The organism is Agromyces aureus, from assembly GCF_001660485.1.
Lineage (GTDB): Bacteria > Actinomycetota > Actinomycetes > Actinomycetales > Microbacteriaceae > Agromyces > Agromyces aureus.
Genome location: NZ_CP013979.1, coordinates 2,422,472 through 2,441,019 on the forward strand (window position 1 = coordinate 2,422,472; position 18,548 = coordinate 2,441,019).

The window sequence follows — 18,548 nt, forward strand, 5'->3', positions numbered from 1 at the left end:
GGCCGCGAGCGAATGCTCGCGGCCCGTTCACGTTGTGGGTTTGTCAGTCGACGATGCCGAGATCGCGGACGTCCTGGATGTCTCCCTCATCGGTCCAGCTCGTTCCGTCGAAGCGGCTGAGCTGGTACTGGAACACCACGCGACCGTGCGAACTCGCGTCGAGCGTGATGGCGTCGCGGAGCATCGGGTTCTCGGTCGAGTCGAACGAGTCCCACGCGGCCAGCAGGCCCTCGCTGTCGTACGACTTCGCTCGCGACAGCGCGTCGACCAACGCGGCCCCGAGGCCGTAGCCCTCGAGGGCGAGCGCGTTCGAGGAATCCGCGTCGTGGCCCGAGGCCTCCATGTCGGCCGTGTACTGGGCGATCACCTCGTCGTCGGCGTACCGCGGATCGGACGGGTCCTTGAAGAACTCGAACGAGTACGCGTCCTTGACGGCCTCCGGCCCTGCGAGGTTGATCACCGTGTGGAAGTCGGAGACGGTCGACGACAGCATCACGGTCGGCTTCCAGTCGATCTGCTGCATGTAGGCCAGCGTGGCCCCACCCGTGGGTGCGCCGATGTTGAAGATGACGGTGTCGACCCCGGCCGCCTGGAATTGACTGATCTGGGCACTGAGATCAGCCGTGCCCGGGGCCACCGCGGCGACCTGCGCGGGCACGATGCCCTGTGCGGCGAGGCCGGCGAGGTGGCTCTCGGTGAGGTCGTTGTTGAAGCCGATGTATCCGACGACCGCATCCGGCTTGTTCTCGGTGAGCCACTTGCCCTGCAACTGCGCCTCCCACGAGACATCCGGCCAGAAGGCCCGCTGCATCGGGAACGCCTCGATATCGCTGAGCGGCGAGTTGCCGGCCATGGAGACACCCATGACCTTCTTCTGACCCAGGTACTCGCGACCGGCGATGGAGATGCCGCCGAAGTTCACGACCGCGATGGCGCCATCCTGCTCGACGAACTTTCGCTCGTTCTCGACGAGTCGTGCCGGGTCGTATGCGTCATCCGCGGTGACGAGGGTGATCTGGTGGCCGTCGACTCCCCCGTCTTCGTTGGCCGCCGCGATTGCAGCCTCCAGTCCTGCAAGCCCTGGGGCGACGGAGCCGAGCGGTCCGCTCTGCGGCCAACTCGCGCCGATCACGATCGGGCTGTCGTCGCCTTCCGCCGCGGTGTCGCCGGCAGCCGCACGCGGAGTGCATCCTGCAAGTGCGAGCATCGCGACTGCGGCGACCGCGATCGTGGCGACACTGCCACGGGTTCGTTTCTGGTTCATCGGGTTTCCTCTCGGTTGGGTGTGATCTCTGCTGCGGTGGTCGGGGGTGGTGTCGGCCGCGAGCGTCGTGCTCGGCTTCGGCGTTGAACGGAGATCGCGATTCGACGGATGCCGCCGGCGATGCCGTTCGGCGCGACGATCACGCAGACGCCGAGAACGACGGCGAAGATGAGCTGGGCGAGATAGGCGGATGCCTCGCCCGGGATGACGGAACTCGTGATCGAGGGCAGGTAGACGACGATCGCCGCGCCCAGGACGGCGCCGACCCACGAACGGCTGCCGCCCACCACCGACGCCACGAGGATCGTGATGGAGAAGATCAGCGGATACGACTCGGGGACGACGAGGCCGAGCACGAAGGCGAAGATCGCACCGCCGAACGCCGCGATGATCGAACTGATCACGAAGAGCTGGAGCTTCACCCGGGTCGTGTCGACCCCACTGGAGACGGCGAGGATGCGGCCGGCCCTGATCAACGCGAGCGCTCGACCCGTTCGTCGGCCGACGAGTCGGTTCAGGAAGACGATCGTGATGACGAGCAGCGCGAGCACCACGAGGTAGAGCCACTGCGCATCGGTCAGTGAGGCGGTCGGCGACGGGAGTGCGGGCGCGCTCAGGGTCACGCCGGCCTGTCCGCCGGTGAAGTCCGAGAAGCGGTACAGCAGCACCGGGAACAGCGCGGCGATGACGATCGTGAGCAGTCCGAGGTTGAAGCCGCCCATGCGCATCGCCGGGAGGCCGATGATGAGACCGACCACGGCACCGGCCGCGATGGCGACGAGCAGTGCCAGCCACGGAGACAGATCGAGGAACCGCATCGACATCATCGCCGCGTAGCCCCCGATCCCGAAGATGGCGCCCTGGCCGAGACTCACCTGCCCCGAGAATCCGGTGAGCAGGTTGAGGCTGGCCACGCCGATGGCCACCGCCGCGACCCGACTGAGGTTGAACAGGTCGTAGTCGCTCACGATGAAGGGCACGATCGCTGCCAGGACGACCGCGACGACGGCGACCCAGAACGCGATCCGGAGGTAGGACGGCCGCACGGCGGGTGCACCGGCCGAGGCGGGCGTCGTGTGCGCTGGCGTCGGCACCCGGTCGTCCTCGACGCGCTTCGGAGATGCGATCTGGGCGCTCATGCGCGAACCACGCTTTCTCGACCGAAGAGTCCGGCCGGTTTGACCAGAATGACCACGATGACGGCCGCGAACGCGAAGACCACGTTGAGGTCGCCGCCGAGGCCCGGAATGTACCGGCCGCCGATCGCGGTCAGCACACCGATGAGCAGCCCGCCGACCACGACGCCGACCCGGCTGCCGATGCCGCCGATGTTGGCGGCGGCGAGTGCCATCAGCAGCGGAACCGTCATCATCGCCGGCGAGAGCCCTGCGGTCGGTGCGGCGACGATTCCGGCGACGGCACCGACGGCGCACGCCGCGGCCCAGCCGGCCGCCAGCCAGAGGCCCGCCCGAAGACCGAGGTAGGCGGCGGATCGCGGATTCTGCGCGACGGCGCGCAGTCGCAGCCCGAACGTGGTCTTCGTGAACACGAGCGCCATCACGAGCATCGTCGCGGCGACGAGCGCGACTCCGCCGATCTGCTGGCTGGTGAGCCGCAGCCCGGCGAAGTGCGCCACCCAGGTGCCGAACGGGCTCGGGAACGCGCGCGGATCGGTACCCCACACGATGCTCACGACCGCGTTCAGTCCGAGCAGCAGCGTGACGCCGAGCGTCATCAGCGAGTCCTCCCGGTGCGGCGGAACGAAGCGCACGACGCCGTAATAGATGACGGTGCCGAGCACCGCAGACGCGGCGATGGCGATCGCGATCGCCGGCCAGATCGGAATGCCGACCTGCACGCATGCCCACGCGATGTATGCCGCGACGACGGCGAGTTCGCCCTGCGACAGGTTCAGCATGCCCGTGCCCTGGAACACGACGCCGAGCGCGAGCGCCAGCGCCGCGTAGACGACACCGGCCATCAACCCGTCGAGCGTGATCTGGAGGAACTCGGTCATCGGGTCTCCTTCATTCGGGCGTCGACCGCTGCGGGCTGGGGCTGGTTCGCCCCGAGATAATCGGCATGCACGGCGTCGACGGTCGCAAGGTCGCCCGACGGCCCGTCGTGCACCACTCGTCCTCGCGACAGCAGCACCGCACGGTCGGCGATCGTGAGCGAGAGCTTCGCGTTCTGTTCGGCGAGCAGGATGGTGAGGGCCCATTCATCGCGCAGTCCCGTGAATCGGGCGAAGAGGTCGCGCGCGGTCAGTGGCGCGAGGCCCAGCGAAGGTTCGTCGACGAGCAGCAGACGAGGGCGTCCGAGGAGGGCACGCGCGACGGCGAGCATCTGGGCCTGACCGCCCGAGAGCGCTCCGGCCTGCCGGCGGCGGAAGTCGCGAAGGATCGGGAACGTCTCGTATACCAAGTCCAGATCGACTTCGATCTCGCGTCGCGAACGTGCGCGGGTTCGGCTGACCGCGCCGAGCCGGAGGTTCTCCTCGACGGTGAAGTCGGCGAAGGTTCCGCGGCCTTCGGGCACGTGGCCGACACCGAGGTGCGCGATCGCGGCCGTCGAGCGGCCGGACAGGTCCACCCCGGCGAACCGGCAGGATCCGGAGGTGTCGACCGCGTGGCAGATCGCCCGGAGGAGCGTCGATTTTCCGGCGCCGTTCGCGCCCAGCAGGGCGACGATGCTCCCCTCCTCGACGCGCAGGTCTACGCCGTGCAGGACCTCCACGCGTCCGTATCGGGCTCGCAGGTTCTCGATCTCGAGCAGGCTCATGCGGCCACCTCCGCATCGGCGCCGAGATACGCGGCGATCACGGCCGGATTCTCGCGGATCTCCTGCGGTTCGCCCACGGCGAGGAGCTTGCCCGCGTCGAGCACCGCGATCCACGATGCGGTGCGCATGACGAGCGCGACGTCGTGCTCGACGAGCAGGCTCGTCATCCCGGTCGCGTCGCCCTGCTCGCGCACGAGTGCGATGAGTTCGTCCGATTCCGCGGCACTCAGCCCAGCGGCCGGCTCGTCGAGCATCAGGATACGCGGCCTTGCGGCGAGTGCTCTGGCGATCTCCACTCGCCGACGATCCGCGTGGGCGAGCGCCCCGGCGGGTCGATCCGCGAGGGAGGCGAGTCCGACCGCCGCGAGGTGATGCCACGCGACATCGCGCGCCTCGCGCTCTTCGCGACGCGCTCCCGGCGTGCCGAAGAGGACGCCGGTCAGGCCCGTCGTGGTCCAGGACTGGGTGCCGACCAGCACGTTCGCGAAGACATCCTCGTCGTCGAGCAGCGTCGGAGTCTGAAAGGTTCTCGCGATGCCGGCGCTGGCGCGTTGATGAGCCGGCAGATGACCGATGGAGGAGCCATCGAGGTCGATCTCGCCTTCATGACGATAGATGCCGCTGATGCAGTTGAACAGTGTGGTCTTGCCCGCGCCGTTGGGCCCGATCACGGCCGTGACGCCGCCCTGAGGAACGTCGAACGAGATGCCATCGAGAGCGCGGACGCCGCGGAACGAGATGCCGAACCCACGCAGACTGAGGATCGAGGTCGATGCTGGTGTTTGCGTCGCCTGGCCTGCGCGCGCCTCTGCCGCGCTCACGCGAGCGTCCCCCGCATCGGCATGGTCTTCCAGGCGCGAAGCGTGTTGTTGAGGTGGCGCACGGGCGCTGCCGTGAGTTCGATCGTCTCGACGCGTCGGGCGAGGGCGGTCACCAGCGACACCGCTTCGAGCCGGGCCACGTGCTGCCCGACGCACTGGTGGATGCCCATGCCGAAGCCGACGTGGCCCGAGGGGTCGCGCGCGAGATCGAAGCGCTCCGGGTCGTGCCAGTGTCTGGGGTCCGAGTTCGCAGACCCGAGGAACATCAGGATCTTGCGGCGTTCGGGAATACGCACGCCACCGAGTTCGATCTCCCGGGTCGTCGTGCGGAAGAACGTCTGCACGGGTGCCTCGAGGCGGATCGCCTCGTCGAAGGCGACGCGCGCGAGCGACGGATCTTCGCGCAGGCGCGCCCACTGGTCGGGGTGCGTCGCGAACGCGTGCAGCACTGCGCCGATCGCGTGCACGGTGGTGTCGACGCCGGCCGAGAGCAGCGATCGGACGACGAGCGGCGCCTGCTCGGTGGTGAGGTCGCCGCGGTCGGCCGCCGCCCAGATCGCGTCACCGAACCCACCGGAGCTGATGTGGTCGCGGGCGCACTGCTCATTGACCCACGCGGAGTGCTCGCCGATGTGCGGTGCGCCGTGCTCGACGAGGAAGTTCTCGGGTCCGAAGGCGTTGAAGAGGTGGTCGCCGTACGGCAGCAGGTGCTCGCGCCCCTCATCGGGGATGCCGACCGCATCGGGGAACACTCGCAGTGGGAACGCCTCCGCGAAGGACTCGACGGCGTCGAACTCGGTGCCGCGCGCGACCACCTCATCGACGAGCGCCTCGGCATCGGCCTGCCAGCGCGGCGCCATCGACCGGAGCTCGCGCGGCCCGAGGATCTTCGCGAGCACCGAGCGCGGCGCATTGTGGTGCGGCGGGTCGGCTTCGAGCAGCAGGCTCGGTGGTCGCCACGGCGTCTCCGCACGGAAGTCGGTGATGCCCACGCCCGCGGACGATTCGAAGCCCTGCCAGTCGAGCAGTGCTGAGCGGACGGTGTCGTAGCGACCCATGGCGTACACGCCGTACCGCTCGAGCAGCACGACTTCGCCGGCTTCGCGCAATCGGTGCTGGAACGGCAGCGGATCGGCGAGGACCGCTTCACTGAACGGATCCTCATCGGTGGTCGGGATCAGGCTGGGTGCGGTGCTGGTGATCGTCATCGATGGCTCTCTTTGTCGAGATGGGTGGAACGCAGATCCGGTGAATCAGGTGGTGTTCGGGCTGGGGCGTTGCGGCGGCGCCTCAGAGCGCGATCACGAGGCGATCGCTCTTCGACCTGGAGACGCACGGGAAGAAGCAGTTCCCGGCGGCGCGTTCGACGTCGTCGAGGATCGCGTCACGGTGATCCGGGTCGCCGCCGACGACATCCGTCTCGCAGGTGCCGCAGACGCCCCGCGAGCAGGAGGTGAGCAGATCGAAGCCCGCCTCGCGAAGCGCGCTGGCCACGGCCACGCCGGGTTCGACGGTGATGACGCGACCGGATCCTTCGACCTCGACCTCGAACGCGGTGGTCCGGGCCGGCTCTCCGGCATCGGATGCCTCGAATCGTTCGACCCGCGACCACCCCGGCCGCCAGGCTGCGGTGGCGTCGACGACCGCCTCGATCAGCGACACCGGACCGCACGTGTAGACCTTGGTGTCGGCATCGAACGCGCCGATCCAGCTCGCGACATCAACGCGGCCCCGGTCGGAGGCGCGCAGTCGCACGCGCTCGCCGTGCGCCTCGAGCAACTGGTCGGCGAACGGCATCGACGTCAGCGATCGGCCGAGGTACAGCAACTCCCACTCGGCGCCCATCTCGGCCGCGGCCCGGATCATCGGGAGCATCGGGGTGATGCCGATGCCACCGGCGATGAATCGATACCGGGGCGACGGTACGAGTCGGAAATTGTTCCGCGGTCCACCGATGCCCACGACATCGCCCGCCTGGAGCACATCGTGCACGTGGCGCGAACCGCCGCGCCCGTCGTGCTCTCGCACCACGGCGATCTCATAGCGGAACGGATCGCGCGTGTCGCCGAGGAGCGAGTACTGGCGCGTGGTGCCGTCGCCGAGCACGAGGTCGATGTGCGATCCGGGCGTCCAGTCGGGAAGCCGTTCGCCGTCGGCCCGCCGCAGGGTGAGGTGCATGACGCGGTCGGTGATCCGGCGCATCCGTTCGACGATGACGGCGTCGACCGCGTCGACCCGTGCATCCATCGCTTCTTTGCGAACGGTCATCGCAGCGTCTCCTCGTCGTCTTCGACTGTGCTGCGATCACGCTAGGCAGGGTGATCTCCCCCGGGCGGTGCTTTCCATTTCAAGGAGAAAGCGGATGCCTCAATCGCGGGTTCGCCGGGTTGACCTCGTCTTGGCGAGGAAGGCCATCGACTCGTCCGACGAATGCACGAGCGCGCGGTACCGGCCGCCGGGGCCGGCCTCCGGGTCGGACTGGGGCAGCGACGCACGCCGAAGGTCGGCGGCGATCCCGTCGGCAGCGCGCTGAAGATGCTCGCGCAGCGGTTCCCAGGGCTCGTCGTCGTTCGGCACCACGAGCCCGATGGCGGCGACGACCTCACCGACGGCGCCGACGACCGGTACCGCAATGCCTCGGGCGTCGGCATGGACGTACCCGTGACCGAGGGCGAATCGGGTGACCCGAACTTCGTGCAGCGTCCGCCGAAGCACTGCGGGGTCCACGATCGTGCGATCGGTGTAGCGCGCCAACGGCGACGCGAGCACGGACTCCTGCACCGCAGCATCCGCGAACGCGAGCAGCACGAGTCCTCCCGCGGAGGCATGCGCCGGCAGTCGCCCGCCCACGACGGTCACGTTGACGACCGCGTCACGGCTCGACAGCCGTTCGAGGAACACCACGTCTCGTCCGTTGAGCACGCCGAGCTGCACGTGCTGGCCGACCCTGGCCTGCAGGTCGACGAGGTGCGGCAGTGCCAGCTCACGAAGCCCCAGCACACCCGGAGTGCGCGAGGCCAGCTCCCAGAGCCGCACCCCGAGCCGGAACGTCCGATCCGGCAGTCGCTCGACGAGCCCGTTGCCCTCCAGATCGGCGAGCAGCGCATGGGTCGTCGACATCGGCACCCCGCTCCGGCGGGAGACTTCCGACGCCGTGAGGTAGGGGTGATCGACGCTGAACGCATCGAGGAGCTGGAGCTGTCTGCTCAAGCTCGATCGCCCCTCCGACCCACGCGCCATGGCTCAGTCCGTGTTCGAACCCGCGACGCGTTCGAGCAGATCGAGGGTCAAGGCGTTGCCTGCGTCGACGGCGAGCCGATGGATCGGCAGGCCGCCGATCATGAGCACGGCCATCGGGTTGGTCAGCATGCCGGTCGTGCGCCCGCTCGGGTCGGCGTCGGTCACGGCGGCGATCAGAGCAGGGCCGATGGTCGGATGCTCGAGCCACTCGACGAGCGTCGACTGGGCCGTCAGCGGCATCCGCAGCTCGTCGCCGACGAGGTCGACCTCGTGCCGGAGCACGACGTCACGCGAGGACCGCGCCGCGACGAAGCCGTAGGTGCCGGAGTCGAGCGTCCAGCACGCGGCTGCCTCGTCCCAGCGTTCGAGCGCGCGTCGGGGAACCTCGATGCGCACCTGGGTGGTCGCGCCGGCAGCGATCGCCGTGGCGGCGAACCCGACGAGGGCCCGCGGTGCACGCCGGGCAGCGTGGTCGGGAGCCTCGACGTAGATCTGCACGACGTCGCGTGCCGCGCGCGCGGAGGTGTTGGTCACCGTGACGTCGACGGTCCACCCGTGCTCGGAGGCGGTGACCGTGAGATCGCCGAACTCCGTCGTCGCGTACGAAAGGCCATGACCGAAGGGGAACGCCACCTCGCCGCCGATCCGGTCGTGACCGCGGTATCCGACGAAGATGCCCTCGCCGTAGACGCTGTGCCCGCCTTCACCCGGGAAGCTGAGGTAGCTCGGGGTATCGGCCAGTTCGATCGGCCACGTCTCCGCGAGGCGGCCGGACGGATCCGTGTCGCCGACGAGGATCGACGCCAACCCGAGCGAGACGCCCTGCCCGGCGAGCCCGGTCGCGACGATCGCATCGACGATGGTGCGCCAGTCCTCGGTGCGCACGGGACCGCCGGAGATGATCACGACGATCGTGCTCGGGGCGACCGCGGCGATCGCGGACACGAGTTCGTTCTGCGCACTCGGCAGGTCGAGATCGGTGCGATCGTAGCCTTCGCTCTCGGCCGATTCGGGCGACCCGACGACCACGATGGCGACATCGACCGACGACGCGACGGCGACTGCCTCGTCGAACCGTGCCGAATCCCGGGTGATCCCGTCGTCGGCGTAGCCCGGCGCGTACCCGACGGCGCCGCCGTGTCGGGCGCTGAGGGCGTCGACGATCGATCCGGCCGGTTGCTTCGGCTGCACGCCGGCGCTGCCGCCGCCCTGGAACCGCGGCGCTGCGGCACACGCGCCGATGACCGCGACCCCGGCGGTCGGGGCGAGCGGAAGCACCCCGTTCTCGTTCTGGAGCAGAACCACCGAGCGTTCCGCAGCGGTGATGGCGAGGTCTGCGGCCGACGGTTCGGTCGTGTGGCGTTCGCCAGCGGTCGCCGCGCCGGATGCCGCGGCACGAGCTGCGAGCTCGGTGAGGCGCTCTGCCGAACGATGCACGACCTCGGCATTGAGCGCGCCTGCCTCGACGGCGGCGACGATCTGCGCATCGGACGCTCCCGAGGTCGACGGCATCTCCAGATCGAGGCCCGCCTGCAGCGCGCGGACACGGTCGTCCACCGCACCCCAGTCCGAGACCACGACACCGTCGAAGCCCCATTCGTCGCGGAGGATGCCGGTGAGCAGACGCGAGTCCTCGCTCACGTAGCTGCCGTTCACTTTGTTGTACGAGGCCATGACGAGCCACGGCTCGGCCGCCGCGACGACCCGCTCGAACGCGGCGAGGTACAGCTCCCGAAGGGCACGCTCGGAGACATCCGCACTCACGCGCATGCGGTCGGTCTCCTGGTTGTTCGCGACGAAGTGCTTGACGCACGCACCGATGCCCGTGCTCTGCACGCCCTGCACGAAGCCGGTCGCCAGCTCCCCGGTCAGGAGGGGGTCTTCGCTGTAGTACTCGAAGTTGCGGCCGCCGAGGGGTGAGCGCTTCAGGTTCATGCCGGGGCTGAGCAGCACCTGAGCGCCCGCAGCAGCGGCCTCGCGGGCGATCGCAGCCGAGACCCGCGACACGAGCCCCGGGTCCCAGGTCGCGGCGAGGGCCGACGAGGTCGGGAAGCACGTCGCCGGCACCTTGCCCGAGAAGTCGGGCAGGTTCATCGCGAGGCCGTTGGACCCGTCGGTCATGAGCACGGCGGGAATGCCGTGCTCGGGGAGCGCCTTGGTCGACGACATGTCGGCACCGGACAGCAGCGAGGCCGCCTCCCGCAGCGAGAGCCCGGTGGGCGTCGACGCGGGCGCGGCAGGGGGCGTGGGCTCGGTCGAGTTCACAGGGCACCTGCGGCGATCATCTCGAGTCGCTCCTCGGGGTTGTGGATGTTCCAACGGCGCTGCCTGGCCGGGTCCTGCTCGGGTGCGCGGTGCTCGAACGAGAACTCGTGACGACCTTCACCGACGACGGACGTCGTGGCCGCGGCATCCGGAAGCACGATCTCGGCCGTCACCCCTGACGGGACGACGACGGTCAGCGACATCCGTTCGCCCTCGCGCTGCCAGGAGCTGGAGATCTCGCCGAACGGGCTCGCATGACGCGCCGCCGCTCGCGCGAGACCGCCGCCCGGGCGCGGGGCGATGCGCACGCGCCGGAAGCCGGGCTCGACCTCCTCGATGCCGGCGACCACCCGATGCAGGAAGTCGGCGACCGCGCCGAGCGCGTAGTGGTTGAACGAGGTCATCTCCCCCGGGTTCACACTGCCGTCGGCGAGCATGCTGTCCCAGCGTTCCCAGACCGTCGTCGCGCCCATCGTCACGGCGTAGAGCCACGACGGTGATTCGGTGCGAAGCAGCAGGTGGTACGCCTCATCGAGGTGACCGGTCGAGGCGAGGGCGTCGCAGACGATCGGCGTGCCGGCGAATCCGGTCTGAATGAGGAAGTCGCCATCGATGACGAGTTCGGCCAGACGCGCACCCGCTTCGGCACGCTGCGCGTCGCCGTCGAGCAGGTCGAAGGCGATCGCGATGGCGGTGGCCGTGACGGTGTCGCTCACGACCCGGCCCGACGGTGCGACGTAGTGGCGACGGAACGATGCCACCGCGGCCTCGTGGATCGAGGCGAAGCGCTGCTCCGCCTCGTGTTCGCCGAGCACTGCGGATGCCTCCCGCACGAGCCGTGCGGAGTGCGCGAGGTAGGCCGTGGCAACCAGGTACGGGTCGGTCTTCGAGTCGCCGGGACGCTCGGGCGGCGCGGCGGGATCCAACCAGTCGCCGAGCTGGAACCCGCGGTTCCAGTGCCCGGTGCCGCCCGTGAGCGCGAACACCTGATCGACCCAGGCCGTCATGCTGGCGAACTGGTCGCGGAGGATGCCCGCGTCTCCGGTGCGGCGGTAGAGGGTCCACGGCACGATCACGGCGGCATCCCCCCAGACCGCGGCGGGGTCGCTCGGGAAGCCGCACTCGATCCACGGTACGAAGTTCGGAACGGAGCCGAACTCGACCTGCTCCGCAGCGAGGTCGCGCAGCCAGTTGGTGAGCACACCGGTGGCGTCGTACAGGAACGATGCGGTCGGCGCGAAGACCTGGATGTCGCCGGTCCATCCGAGCCGCTCGTCGCGCTGGGGGCAGTCGGTCGGCAGGTCGACGAAGTTGTCGCGCATGCTCCACACGACGTTCTGGTGGAAGCGATCGAGCAGCGGGTGATCGGTCTCGAACCATCCGGTACGGCGCATGTCCGAGTGGATGACCAGGGCCTCGACATCCTCGACCGACAGGTCGGCCATGCCGCTGATCTCGACGTAGCGGAACCCGTGGATCGTGAAGCGGGGCGTCCACGTCACGCGCGCGTCGTCGGCGAACGTGTACTCGTCGATTGAGGCCGCCGTGCGGAGCGGCCTCGTCGCGAGGGCGCCGTCTTCGAGCACCTCGGCGTGGCGGATGCGCACGGTCGTGCCGGCCGAAGCCGCGGCGGTGAACCGGATCTTGCCGGCGATGTTCTGGCCGACGTCGAGGAGGAGCGTTCCGTCGTCGGCCCGAGAGATCAACGTGGGGCGGATGGTCTCGATCACGCGCACCGGCGGACCGGTGGGTGCTTCGAGCTCGGCCGTGAACTGATCGCGTGCGAGCGTCGTGGTCGGGTTCCACTCGGCGTCGTCGAAGCCAGCGACCGACCAACCCGCCTGCTCGCGTCGGGCATCGTGGCGTTCGCCCTCGTAGAGCCCGGTCGCGATGATCGCGCTCTCGGACGTGCGCCATTCGAGCGGCACCACACGGATGCCCGACTCGTCCTCGATCTCGAGCTGGACGAGGGCCGCGACATCCGTGCCGTACTCGTTCCAGAGCCCGCCGTTGAAACCGATGCGGCCGCGGTACCAGCCATCGGCGAGGTGCACGCCGATGGCGTTGCGACCGACGTTCACCTGCGAGGTGAGGTCGATCGTGCGATACCGGAGGCGGTGCCGGTACGAACTCCACCCCGGGGCGAGCAGTTCATCCGCCGGCGCCGACCCGTTGACCTCGAGCTCGTACAGGCCATGCGCGGTTGCGTACAGGCGCGCCCGACGGATCTCGCCGACGACGGTGAACTCTGCGCGCAGGAGATGCGCGTTCCGCGGCCCGTCGTGAGGTGCCTCGGTCGAGGGCGAGACCCAGTCGACCTGCCAGTCGGATGCCTCGAGCAGGCCGGCCTCGACGTGGAGAGGTTCGCTCCACGAACCGTACTCGGCCTCCCCCGCGACGCGGACACGGACCCGCACGTCGACCGCGGCCCGCGAGGCGAGCGGTTCGAACGGCCAGGGCTGGAACAGCATGTCATCGCTGTCGACATTGATCCGCTGCGAGCGACCCTCACCATCGATAGCCTCAGCCTCGTAGGCGAGCTGGGTGCCGTCGTCGAGTCGCCAGCTGAGCCGAGGCGCCGCGGTGCCGATGCCGATGCCGATGCCGAGTTGATCGGTGAGGTGCTCCACTCGGAGATCGAGGACGGTCACCCCTTCACCGCCCCGGCGGTCATGCCCTTCATGACCCGCTGGTTCAGGAACAGGTAGATGATGAGCGTGCCGAACACGTTGACGCAGACCGCCGCGAAGGTCGGGCCGTACTGCACCTGGCCGAATTGGCCGGTGAAGTTCAACAGGCCGACCTGGATGGTGCGCAGGTCGTCGCGGTTGGTGAACGTGAGCGCGATGAGCAGGTCGTTCCAGATGAAGAAGAACTGCACGAGCGCGACCGTGAAGATCGCGTTCTTGACCATCGGGAACCCGATGGACCAGAACTGGCGGTAGATGCTCGCTCCGTCGAGCGTCGCGGCCTCGAAGATCTCGCGAGGCACAGCGCGGAAGAACGTGGCCATCATGAACACGGTCAACGGAAGGCCGATCGCGGTGTAGGTGATGATGAGCGGCCAGAGCGTGCCGGTCAGCCCCGTCTGGAAGTAGATCGTGAACAGCGGCAGCAGAATCATCTGACCGGGCACCATGATGCCGGCCAAGAACAGCAGCAGCACGGTGCCGCGGCCCTTCCACACCATGACTTCGAGCGCGAAGCCGGCCGCGACGCCGAAGATGATCGTCAGCGCGAGCGCAGGCACGGTGGCGAGGATGCTGTTCTTGATGTAGATGCCGAGGTTGCCGGTCGTGAACGCCTCGACGTAGTTGTCGAGGTTCGTCCAGTCCTCAGGCAGGGCCCAGGTTGGGTTGTTGAGGAACTCGTTCTGGGTCTTGAACGAACCGGTGAGGAGCCAGAAGAGGGGGTAGACGACGGCGATCAGCAGCAGGGTCACGACGACCCAGCCGGGGATGCGGCGCACCCCGCGCATCGGGCTACGCCGTTGCGGCTCCGTCGGGCGGATCGATGGGCGGGCGACGGTCTCGAGCGTGGTGTGGGACACGGTGGTCACCCCTTCGTGAGGTCGCGGCGCGAGGAGCGGAAGATGACGAGCGTCACGAGCAGACAGAGGATCGTCAGCATGAGCGCGATCGAGCTGCCGTAGCCGTACTCGCCGTAGGTGAACGAGGTCTGGTACATGTACAGCGTCAGCGGTGTGGTGGTGTTTCCCGGTCCACCGTTGGTGAGGGCGAGCACCGAGTCGAAGACCTTCAACGTGCCGTTGATGCTGAAGATGATCGAGGAGAACAGCACCGGGAGCGACAGCGGGATCACGATGTGCCGAACGAGCTTCCAGCCCGACGCGCCGTCGAGACGAGCGGATTCGAACATCTCCTCGGGGATGTCGACGAGACCGGCGTAGAGCAGCACGGCGTAGAAGCCCATCGAACGCCAGATGTCCATGATGACGATCACCCAGAACGCCGTCGCACCCGACGCGAACCAGTCGATCGAGTCCGCGCCGAAGAAGTTCAGGAGCGAATTCACCGGGCCGATCTGCGGAGCGATGGCGAACAGCGCCTGGAACAGCAGCGCGACGGCGACGGTCGGCAGCACGACGGGGAAGAACACGAGCGTGCGGATGAGCCCGGACGCCTTCTTGAGCCAGAACACGTAGAGCAGGCTCAGGCCGTAGCCCACGAGCACCTGGCCGACGGTGAGGACAATCGCGTACTTGAGGGTGAAGAGCAGCGCGTCGCCGATCTTCGGGTCGGTGAAGAGCTGGACGATGTTGTCCAGGCCGACGAAGGTGAAGCCCACGATGGGGTTGCCTTCGAACACCGTGTAGCCGAGCGACCAGAAGATGGGCACCAGCATGATGAGGGAGTAGACCAGCATGGCCGGTCCGAGAAGGACGGTGACGGCGCGCCAATCACCAAGTACGCGATTCACTGCAGTGGATGCTTTCGTGTCGGGGTGGTGCGCGCATCCCCGCGTGACGGGGAGGCGCGCACCGATGGTTCGGACTAGTCGCCGATGTCGGCCTGCACGGCCTTCATGAAGTCCTCAGGGCTCATCGCACCGGTGACGAGCTGCGATGCGTTCGTCTGGCTGGTGGTCGCGGCCTTCGCGTTGAAGAGCGCCTCGAACCAGAGCACGCTCTGCGTGGTGGCGTCGATCTGCGTCTGAACTTCCTGCGTGAGCGGCGGCAGGTCCTCGACCGGCGTGTTCACCTTGAAACCGGTGATGACGCCCTGGTTCGCCAGCGAGCTCGAGCCGAAGTTGTCGGCGAAGCAGCCGAGCCACGAGGCGACGTCGTCGGAGTAGGTCGACTTCGAGAGCGCGAGCGGCACGCCGACGTTCGCGGCGAGCTGGTCGGCCGAACCGGCACCGCCCTCAACCGTGGGGAACGGCATGAAGCCGACGTTCTCTGCGCCGATCTGGTTCTGAGCCGGGTCGTTGAAGTTCGCGAGCGCCCAGCTGCCCATGTAGAACATGCCGGCCTGTCCGGTGAGGAACTGGTTCATCGCGGTCATGTAGTCGATGGACGTGACCGAGGGACCGAAGTAGCCCTTGGCGCCGAGGTCGGCGACGGCTTCAGCAGCCTTCACGTACTCGGGGTCGGTCAGCTTGGCGTCGCCGTCGGCCACCTTCTGCAGGGCGTCGGGGCCGAGGTCGCGGAAGATGTAGTTGCCGACGAGACGCGTGAGCGGCCAGCCGTCCTGGCCGTCGGCCGAGAAGGGGATGACGCCGGCGGCGTTGAGCTTGTCAGCGGCGGTGACGAGCTCGTCCCACGTGGTCGGAACCTCGATGCCGTTGTCGGCGAACAGCTTCTTGTTGTACCAGATGCCTTCGACATTGAATTCGGTGGGCAGCACGTACTGGTCGCCGTCGTACAGGGCGTCGATGGTCGACTTCGCGGCCGGGATGATCGCATCGGACTTGTCGAGGTCCGTCAGCGCCTGCTCGACATCGACGAGCTTGCCGCCGCTGTTGAGGTCCTTCGCGACCTGCGGGGTGTTGCCGCTGGCGAAGAGCACGGGCAGGGCGTTCTGGCCGGCGAGCAGCTGGAGCTGCTGGTCGTAGCTCGCCTGGGGCTGGGTGGTGATGTCGAGCGGCAGGGCATCGTTCTCGGCGGAGCACTCACCGGTGGACAGCGCGGTGAGCGTGTCCTGGATGGACGTGTTCTCGGCGAACGAGAGATAGCTGAACTTGTCGGGTGCCGTCGTGCCGCCATCGCTGTTGCCGGCCGAGCAGCCGGTGAGTGCGAACGCGGTGACGCCGATCGCGGCGATGAGCGGAACGAGCTTCGTCGCCCGCTGACGTGCTGTGGTCACAGTTCCTCCTTGAATGCGGCCTCGTTTGAAGCGCTACAACGAGAGCGTAAGTCGCCACTCCTCCCACAGCGAGCCGAATCCGGCGTTCGCGCACAGCGTCGGCCGAATACCGCCTATCCGGCTCGCGAATGCCTCGTCGACCAATCTTGAAGCGCTACAACGTGGGCTAGGCTGCAGCACATGTCAGACGCACTGCCGCGCGAGGAGCCCACCTCGGCGGGCATCAAAGATGTCGCCGCCCTCGCCGGCGTTTCGATCGCGACCGTGTCGAACGCGCTCAACCACCGCGAACGCGTGGCGGCGCCGACCCTCGGCCGCATCGACCGGGCCATCGGCATGCTCGGGTACATCCCGAACGGCGCTGCGCGCTCGCTCGCCGCCGGTCGCACCCGGTCGTTCGGGCTCATCCTCTCCGACCTCGGCAACTCGCTCTTCGTCGACATCGCACGCGGTGCCGAGCGCGCCGCAGACGAACGCGGCCTCTCGGTCGTGCTCGCCAACAGCGACGGCAAGCTCGAACGCGAGGACCGCTACGTCGAGCTCTTCGCCGAGACCCGCGTCCGCGGCGTGCTGCTGACCCTCAACGACGCTTCGCACTTCCGCGCGATCGTCGGGCGCCACGCACACGGCCAGCCGCTCGTCATGCTGAACTTCCACGACGACAGCGGCCGCTACTGCACCGCGTCGATCGATAACGAGGCCGGTGGTCACCTCGCGACGACGCACCTGCTCGAGACCGGACGACGACGCATCGTGTTCGTCGGCGGGCCCGACACCCTCCAGCCCGTCGCCGACCGCCGCCGCGGGTTCCGCCGCGCCCTGGCATCCGCCGCGCTCGACCCCGTCGACGAGATCGCGCCGACCTGGGTGAATCGTGCCGACGGCTGGCAGGTCGGCCAGGCCCTCGCCGACCGGGTTCTCGGTGGCGATATCGACGGCATCGTTGCGGCTTCCGACCTTCTCGCCGCTGGCATCGTCCAGGCGCTGTCCGAGCGTTCAATTCGGGTGCCCGAGGCGCTCGGTGTCATCGGCTACGACAACAATCAGGCGGCTTGGGATGCCCCGATCCCGATCTCCACGGTCAGTCAGCCCGGCGAGGAACTCGGGTTCGTCGGCTCTCAACTGTTGATCGATGAGGTCGAGGAGCCCGACCACGAGCATCGCGCTATCCGCCTCGCGCCGTCCCTCATCGCGCGCCGGAGCACCGAGCGGTAGAACTGAACCGAAGGAGTAGTCAATGATGACGAACGAGCCCTCGCCCGAGCCACACGACGAGCCCGGCCGCACCGCGCTGCAGCTGAGCTCGGTCGACCTCAACCTGGTGGTGCCGCTCCAGATGCTGCTCGAGGAGCGCAGTGTCAGCCGGGCCGCAGACCGGATGTTCATGAGTCAGCCCGCGCTCTCCGCAGCACTCTCCCGACTTCGCCGGCACTTCGGCGACGAACTCCTCGTGCGCTCCGGCAACAAGTACGTCCTCAGCCCGCTCGGAACCGAGTTGCTCGAAACGGTGACGCAGGCGAGCGGAGCCCTCACCCGCGTCTTCAGCGCGCAGGCCGACTTCCGGCCGGAGGAGAGCAGTCGTGAGTTCCGCCTGGTGTGCTCCGACTACGTCTCCGTGGTGTTCGGGGCCGCGCTCTCGCGAACCCTCTCAGCTGCGGCACCGAACGTGATGTTGCGTATGGACCACGTACAGGACGCGATCGTTGACAACGCCCCCGACTCGCTCCGCGAGATCGACGGCCTCATCCTGCCGCATGGCTACCTCGAGCACCTCGAGTTCATCGACCTATTCACGGACCGGTGGCGGTGCCTCGTCGACGCGAGCACTGCGATGAGTCCTCTGACGGTCGCCGAACTGGGAGCCCGACCGTGGGCGACAACGTACAGCGGGAGGACGGCGATCGTCGCGGCGACGAGGGCCCTGCACCTGCTCGGCGTGTATCCGCAGATGCAAGTCACCACCCGCAGTTTCCTCACGCTCCCCGATGTTGTCGCCGGCACCGACCGTGTGGCGTTCGTGCCTGAGTCGCTCGTCGAACGATTCGAGCAACGACGCGATGTCGTCGCCATCGACTGTCCGATCGCGATTCCGGGAATCAAACAAGCGTTCTGGTGGAGCCCGTCGCATGCGCAAGACGCCGGCCATCGGTGGCTGCGGAGCAAAGTCGCCGACGTCGCAGCAAGCTTGGAGCAAATGCCTCCGACGAGCACTCCCTCGCACGACTGACAGTCGCCTACTTCCGCAGCTGATGCGGTCCGAATCCACTTCCCTGACCCGAGTTTTCCGTGCCTCGAGCGACGCGTCCACGTCTCTCGTTTGATTGGAGTGCACCGTGGGACGACACAGTACGC

At 68.2% G+C, this 18,548-nt stretch carries 15 protein-coding genes; 2 read left to right on the top strand and 13 right to left on the bottom strand.

The features are described from left to right. Positions 1–43 precede the first annotated feature (43 nt). The 13 genes from ATC03_RS10795 to ATC03_RS10855 form a co-directional block, all read right to left on the bottom strand. The gene (locus ATC03_RS10795; protein ID WP_067876734.1) at positions 44–1,264 is read right to left on the bottom strand and encodes an ABC transporter substrate-binding protein; all 1,221 of its coding nucleotides are present in this window, start codon (positions 1,262–1,264) and stop codon (positions 44–46) included. After that, positions 1,261–2,403, bottom strand: coding sequence for a branched-chain amino acid ABC transporter permease (locus tag ATC03_RS10800; protein WP_067876738.1), 1,143 nt, complete (start codon positions 2,401–2,403; stop codon positions 1,261–1,263). Before ATC03_RS10800 ends, ATC03_RS10795 begins: the two co-directional genes overlap by 4 nt. Continuing rightward, positions 2,400–3,281 carry a branched-chain amino acid ABC transporter permease gene (locus ATC03_RS10805; protein WP_067876740.1) on the bottom strand — a complete coding sequence of 294 codons (882 nt, stop codon included), beginning with the start codon at positions 3,279–3,281 and terminating at the stop codon, positions 2,400–2,402. The genes ATC03_RS10800 and ATC03_RS10805 overlap by 4 nt, the downstream gene beginning before the upstream one ends. Next, on the bottom strand, positions 3,278–4,045 hold the full coding sequence (locus ATC03_RS10810; protein ID WP_067876743.1) for an ABC transporter ATP-binding protein: 768 nt from the start codon (positions 4,043–4,045) through the stop codon (positions 3,278–3,280). The genes ATC03_RS10805 and ATC03_RS10810 overlap by 4 nt, the downstream gene beginning before the upstream one ends. Next, on the bottom strand, positions 4,042–4,866 hold the full coding sequence (locus tag ATC03_RS10815) for an ABC transporter ATP-binding protein (RefSeq protein ID WP_198168699.1): 825 nt from the start codon (positions 4,864–4,866) through the stop codon (positions 4,042–4,044). Before ATC03_RS10815 ends, ATC03_RS10810 begins: the two co-directional genes overlap by 4 nt. Further along, a complete protein-coding gene (locus ATC03_RS10820; protein WP_067876746.1) occupies positions 4,863–6,074 on the bottom strand; it encodes a cytochrome P450 in 1,212 nt (403 codons plus the stop codon). Before ATC03_RS10820 ends, ATC03_RS10815 begins: the two co-directional genes overlap by 4 nt. 82 nt (positions 6,075–6,156) lie before the next feature. Continuing rightward, entirely contained in the window at positions 6,157–7,134 is a 978-nt protein-coding gene (locus ATC03_RS10825; RefSeq protein ID WP_152030924.1) for a PDR/VanB family oxidoreductase, read from the bottom strand. Positions 7,135–7,233: 99 nt separating this feature from the next. Beyond that, complete coding sequence (locus tag ATC03_RS10830) at positions 7,234–8,076, bottom strand: IclR family transcriptional regulator (RefSeq protein ID WP_198168700.1); 843 nt, start codon at positions 8,074–8,076, stop codon at positions 7,234–7,236. Positions 8,077–8,109: 33 nt separating this feature from the next. Beyond that, positions 8,110–10,371: a glycoside hydrolase family 3 C-terminal domain-containing protein gene (locus tag ATC03_RS10835; protein WP_067876753.1), complete on the bottom strand. Its 2,262-nt coding sequence runs from the start codon at positions 10,369–10,371 to the stop codon at positions 8,110–8,112. After that, positions 10,368–13,022: a glycoside hydrolase family 78 protein gene (locus tag ATC03_RS10840; protein ID WP_084003435.1), complete on the bottom strand. Its 2,655-nt coding sequence runs from the start codon at positions 13,020–13,022 to the stop codon at positions 10,368–10,370. Before ATC03_RS10840 ends, ATC03_RS10835 begins: the two co-directional genes overlap by 4 nt. Continuing rightward, on the bottom strand, positions 13,019–13,921 hold the full coding sequence (locus tag ATC03_RS10845) for a carbohydrate ABC transporter permease (protein WP_227820068.1): 903 nt from the start codon (positions 13,919–13,921) through the stop codon (positions 13,019–13,021). The genes ATC03_RS10840 and ATC03_RS10845 overlap by 4 nt, the downstream gene beginning before the upstream one ends. A gap of 5 nt (positions 13,922–13,926) precedes the next feature. Beyond that, the gene (locus tag ATC03_RS10850) at positions 13,927–14,757 is read right to left on the bottom strand and encodes a carbohydrate ABC transporter permease (RefSeq protein ID WP_084003437.1); all 831 of its coding nucleotides are present in this window, start codon (positions 14,755–14,757) and stop codon (positions 13,927–13,929) included. A gap of 128 nt (positions 14,758–14,885) precedes the next feature. Further along, a complete protein-coding gene (locus ATC03_RS10855) occupies positions 14,886–16,196 on the bottom strand; it encodes an ABC transporter substrate-binding protein (protein WP_067876764.1) in 1,311 nt (436 codons plus the stop codon). A 180-nt stretch (positions 16,197–16,376) separates the two neighbouring features. On the opposite strand from ATC03_RS10855, the gene ATC03_RS10860 reads away from it, so the two are divergent. Further along, positions 16,377–17,411, top strand: coding sequence for a LacI family DNA-binding transcriptional regulator (locus ATC03_RS10860; protein WP_067876767.1), 1,035 nt, complete (start codon positions 16,377–16,379; stop codon positions 17,409–17,411). A 121-nt stretch (positions 17,412–17,532) separates the two neighbouring features. Next, positions 17,533–18,423, top strand: a complete 891-nt coding sequence (locus ATC03_RS10865) for a LysR family transcriptional regulator (protein WP_161490334.1) — start codon at positions 17,533–17,535, stop codon at positions 18,421–18,423. Positions 18,424–18,548 lie beyond the last annotated feature (125 nt).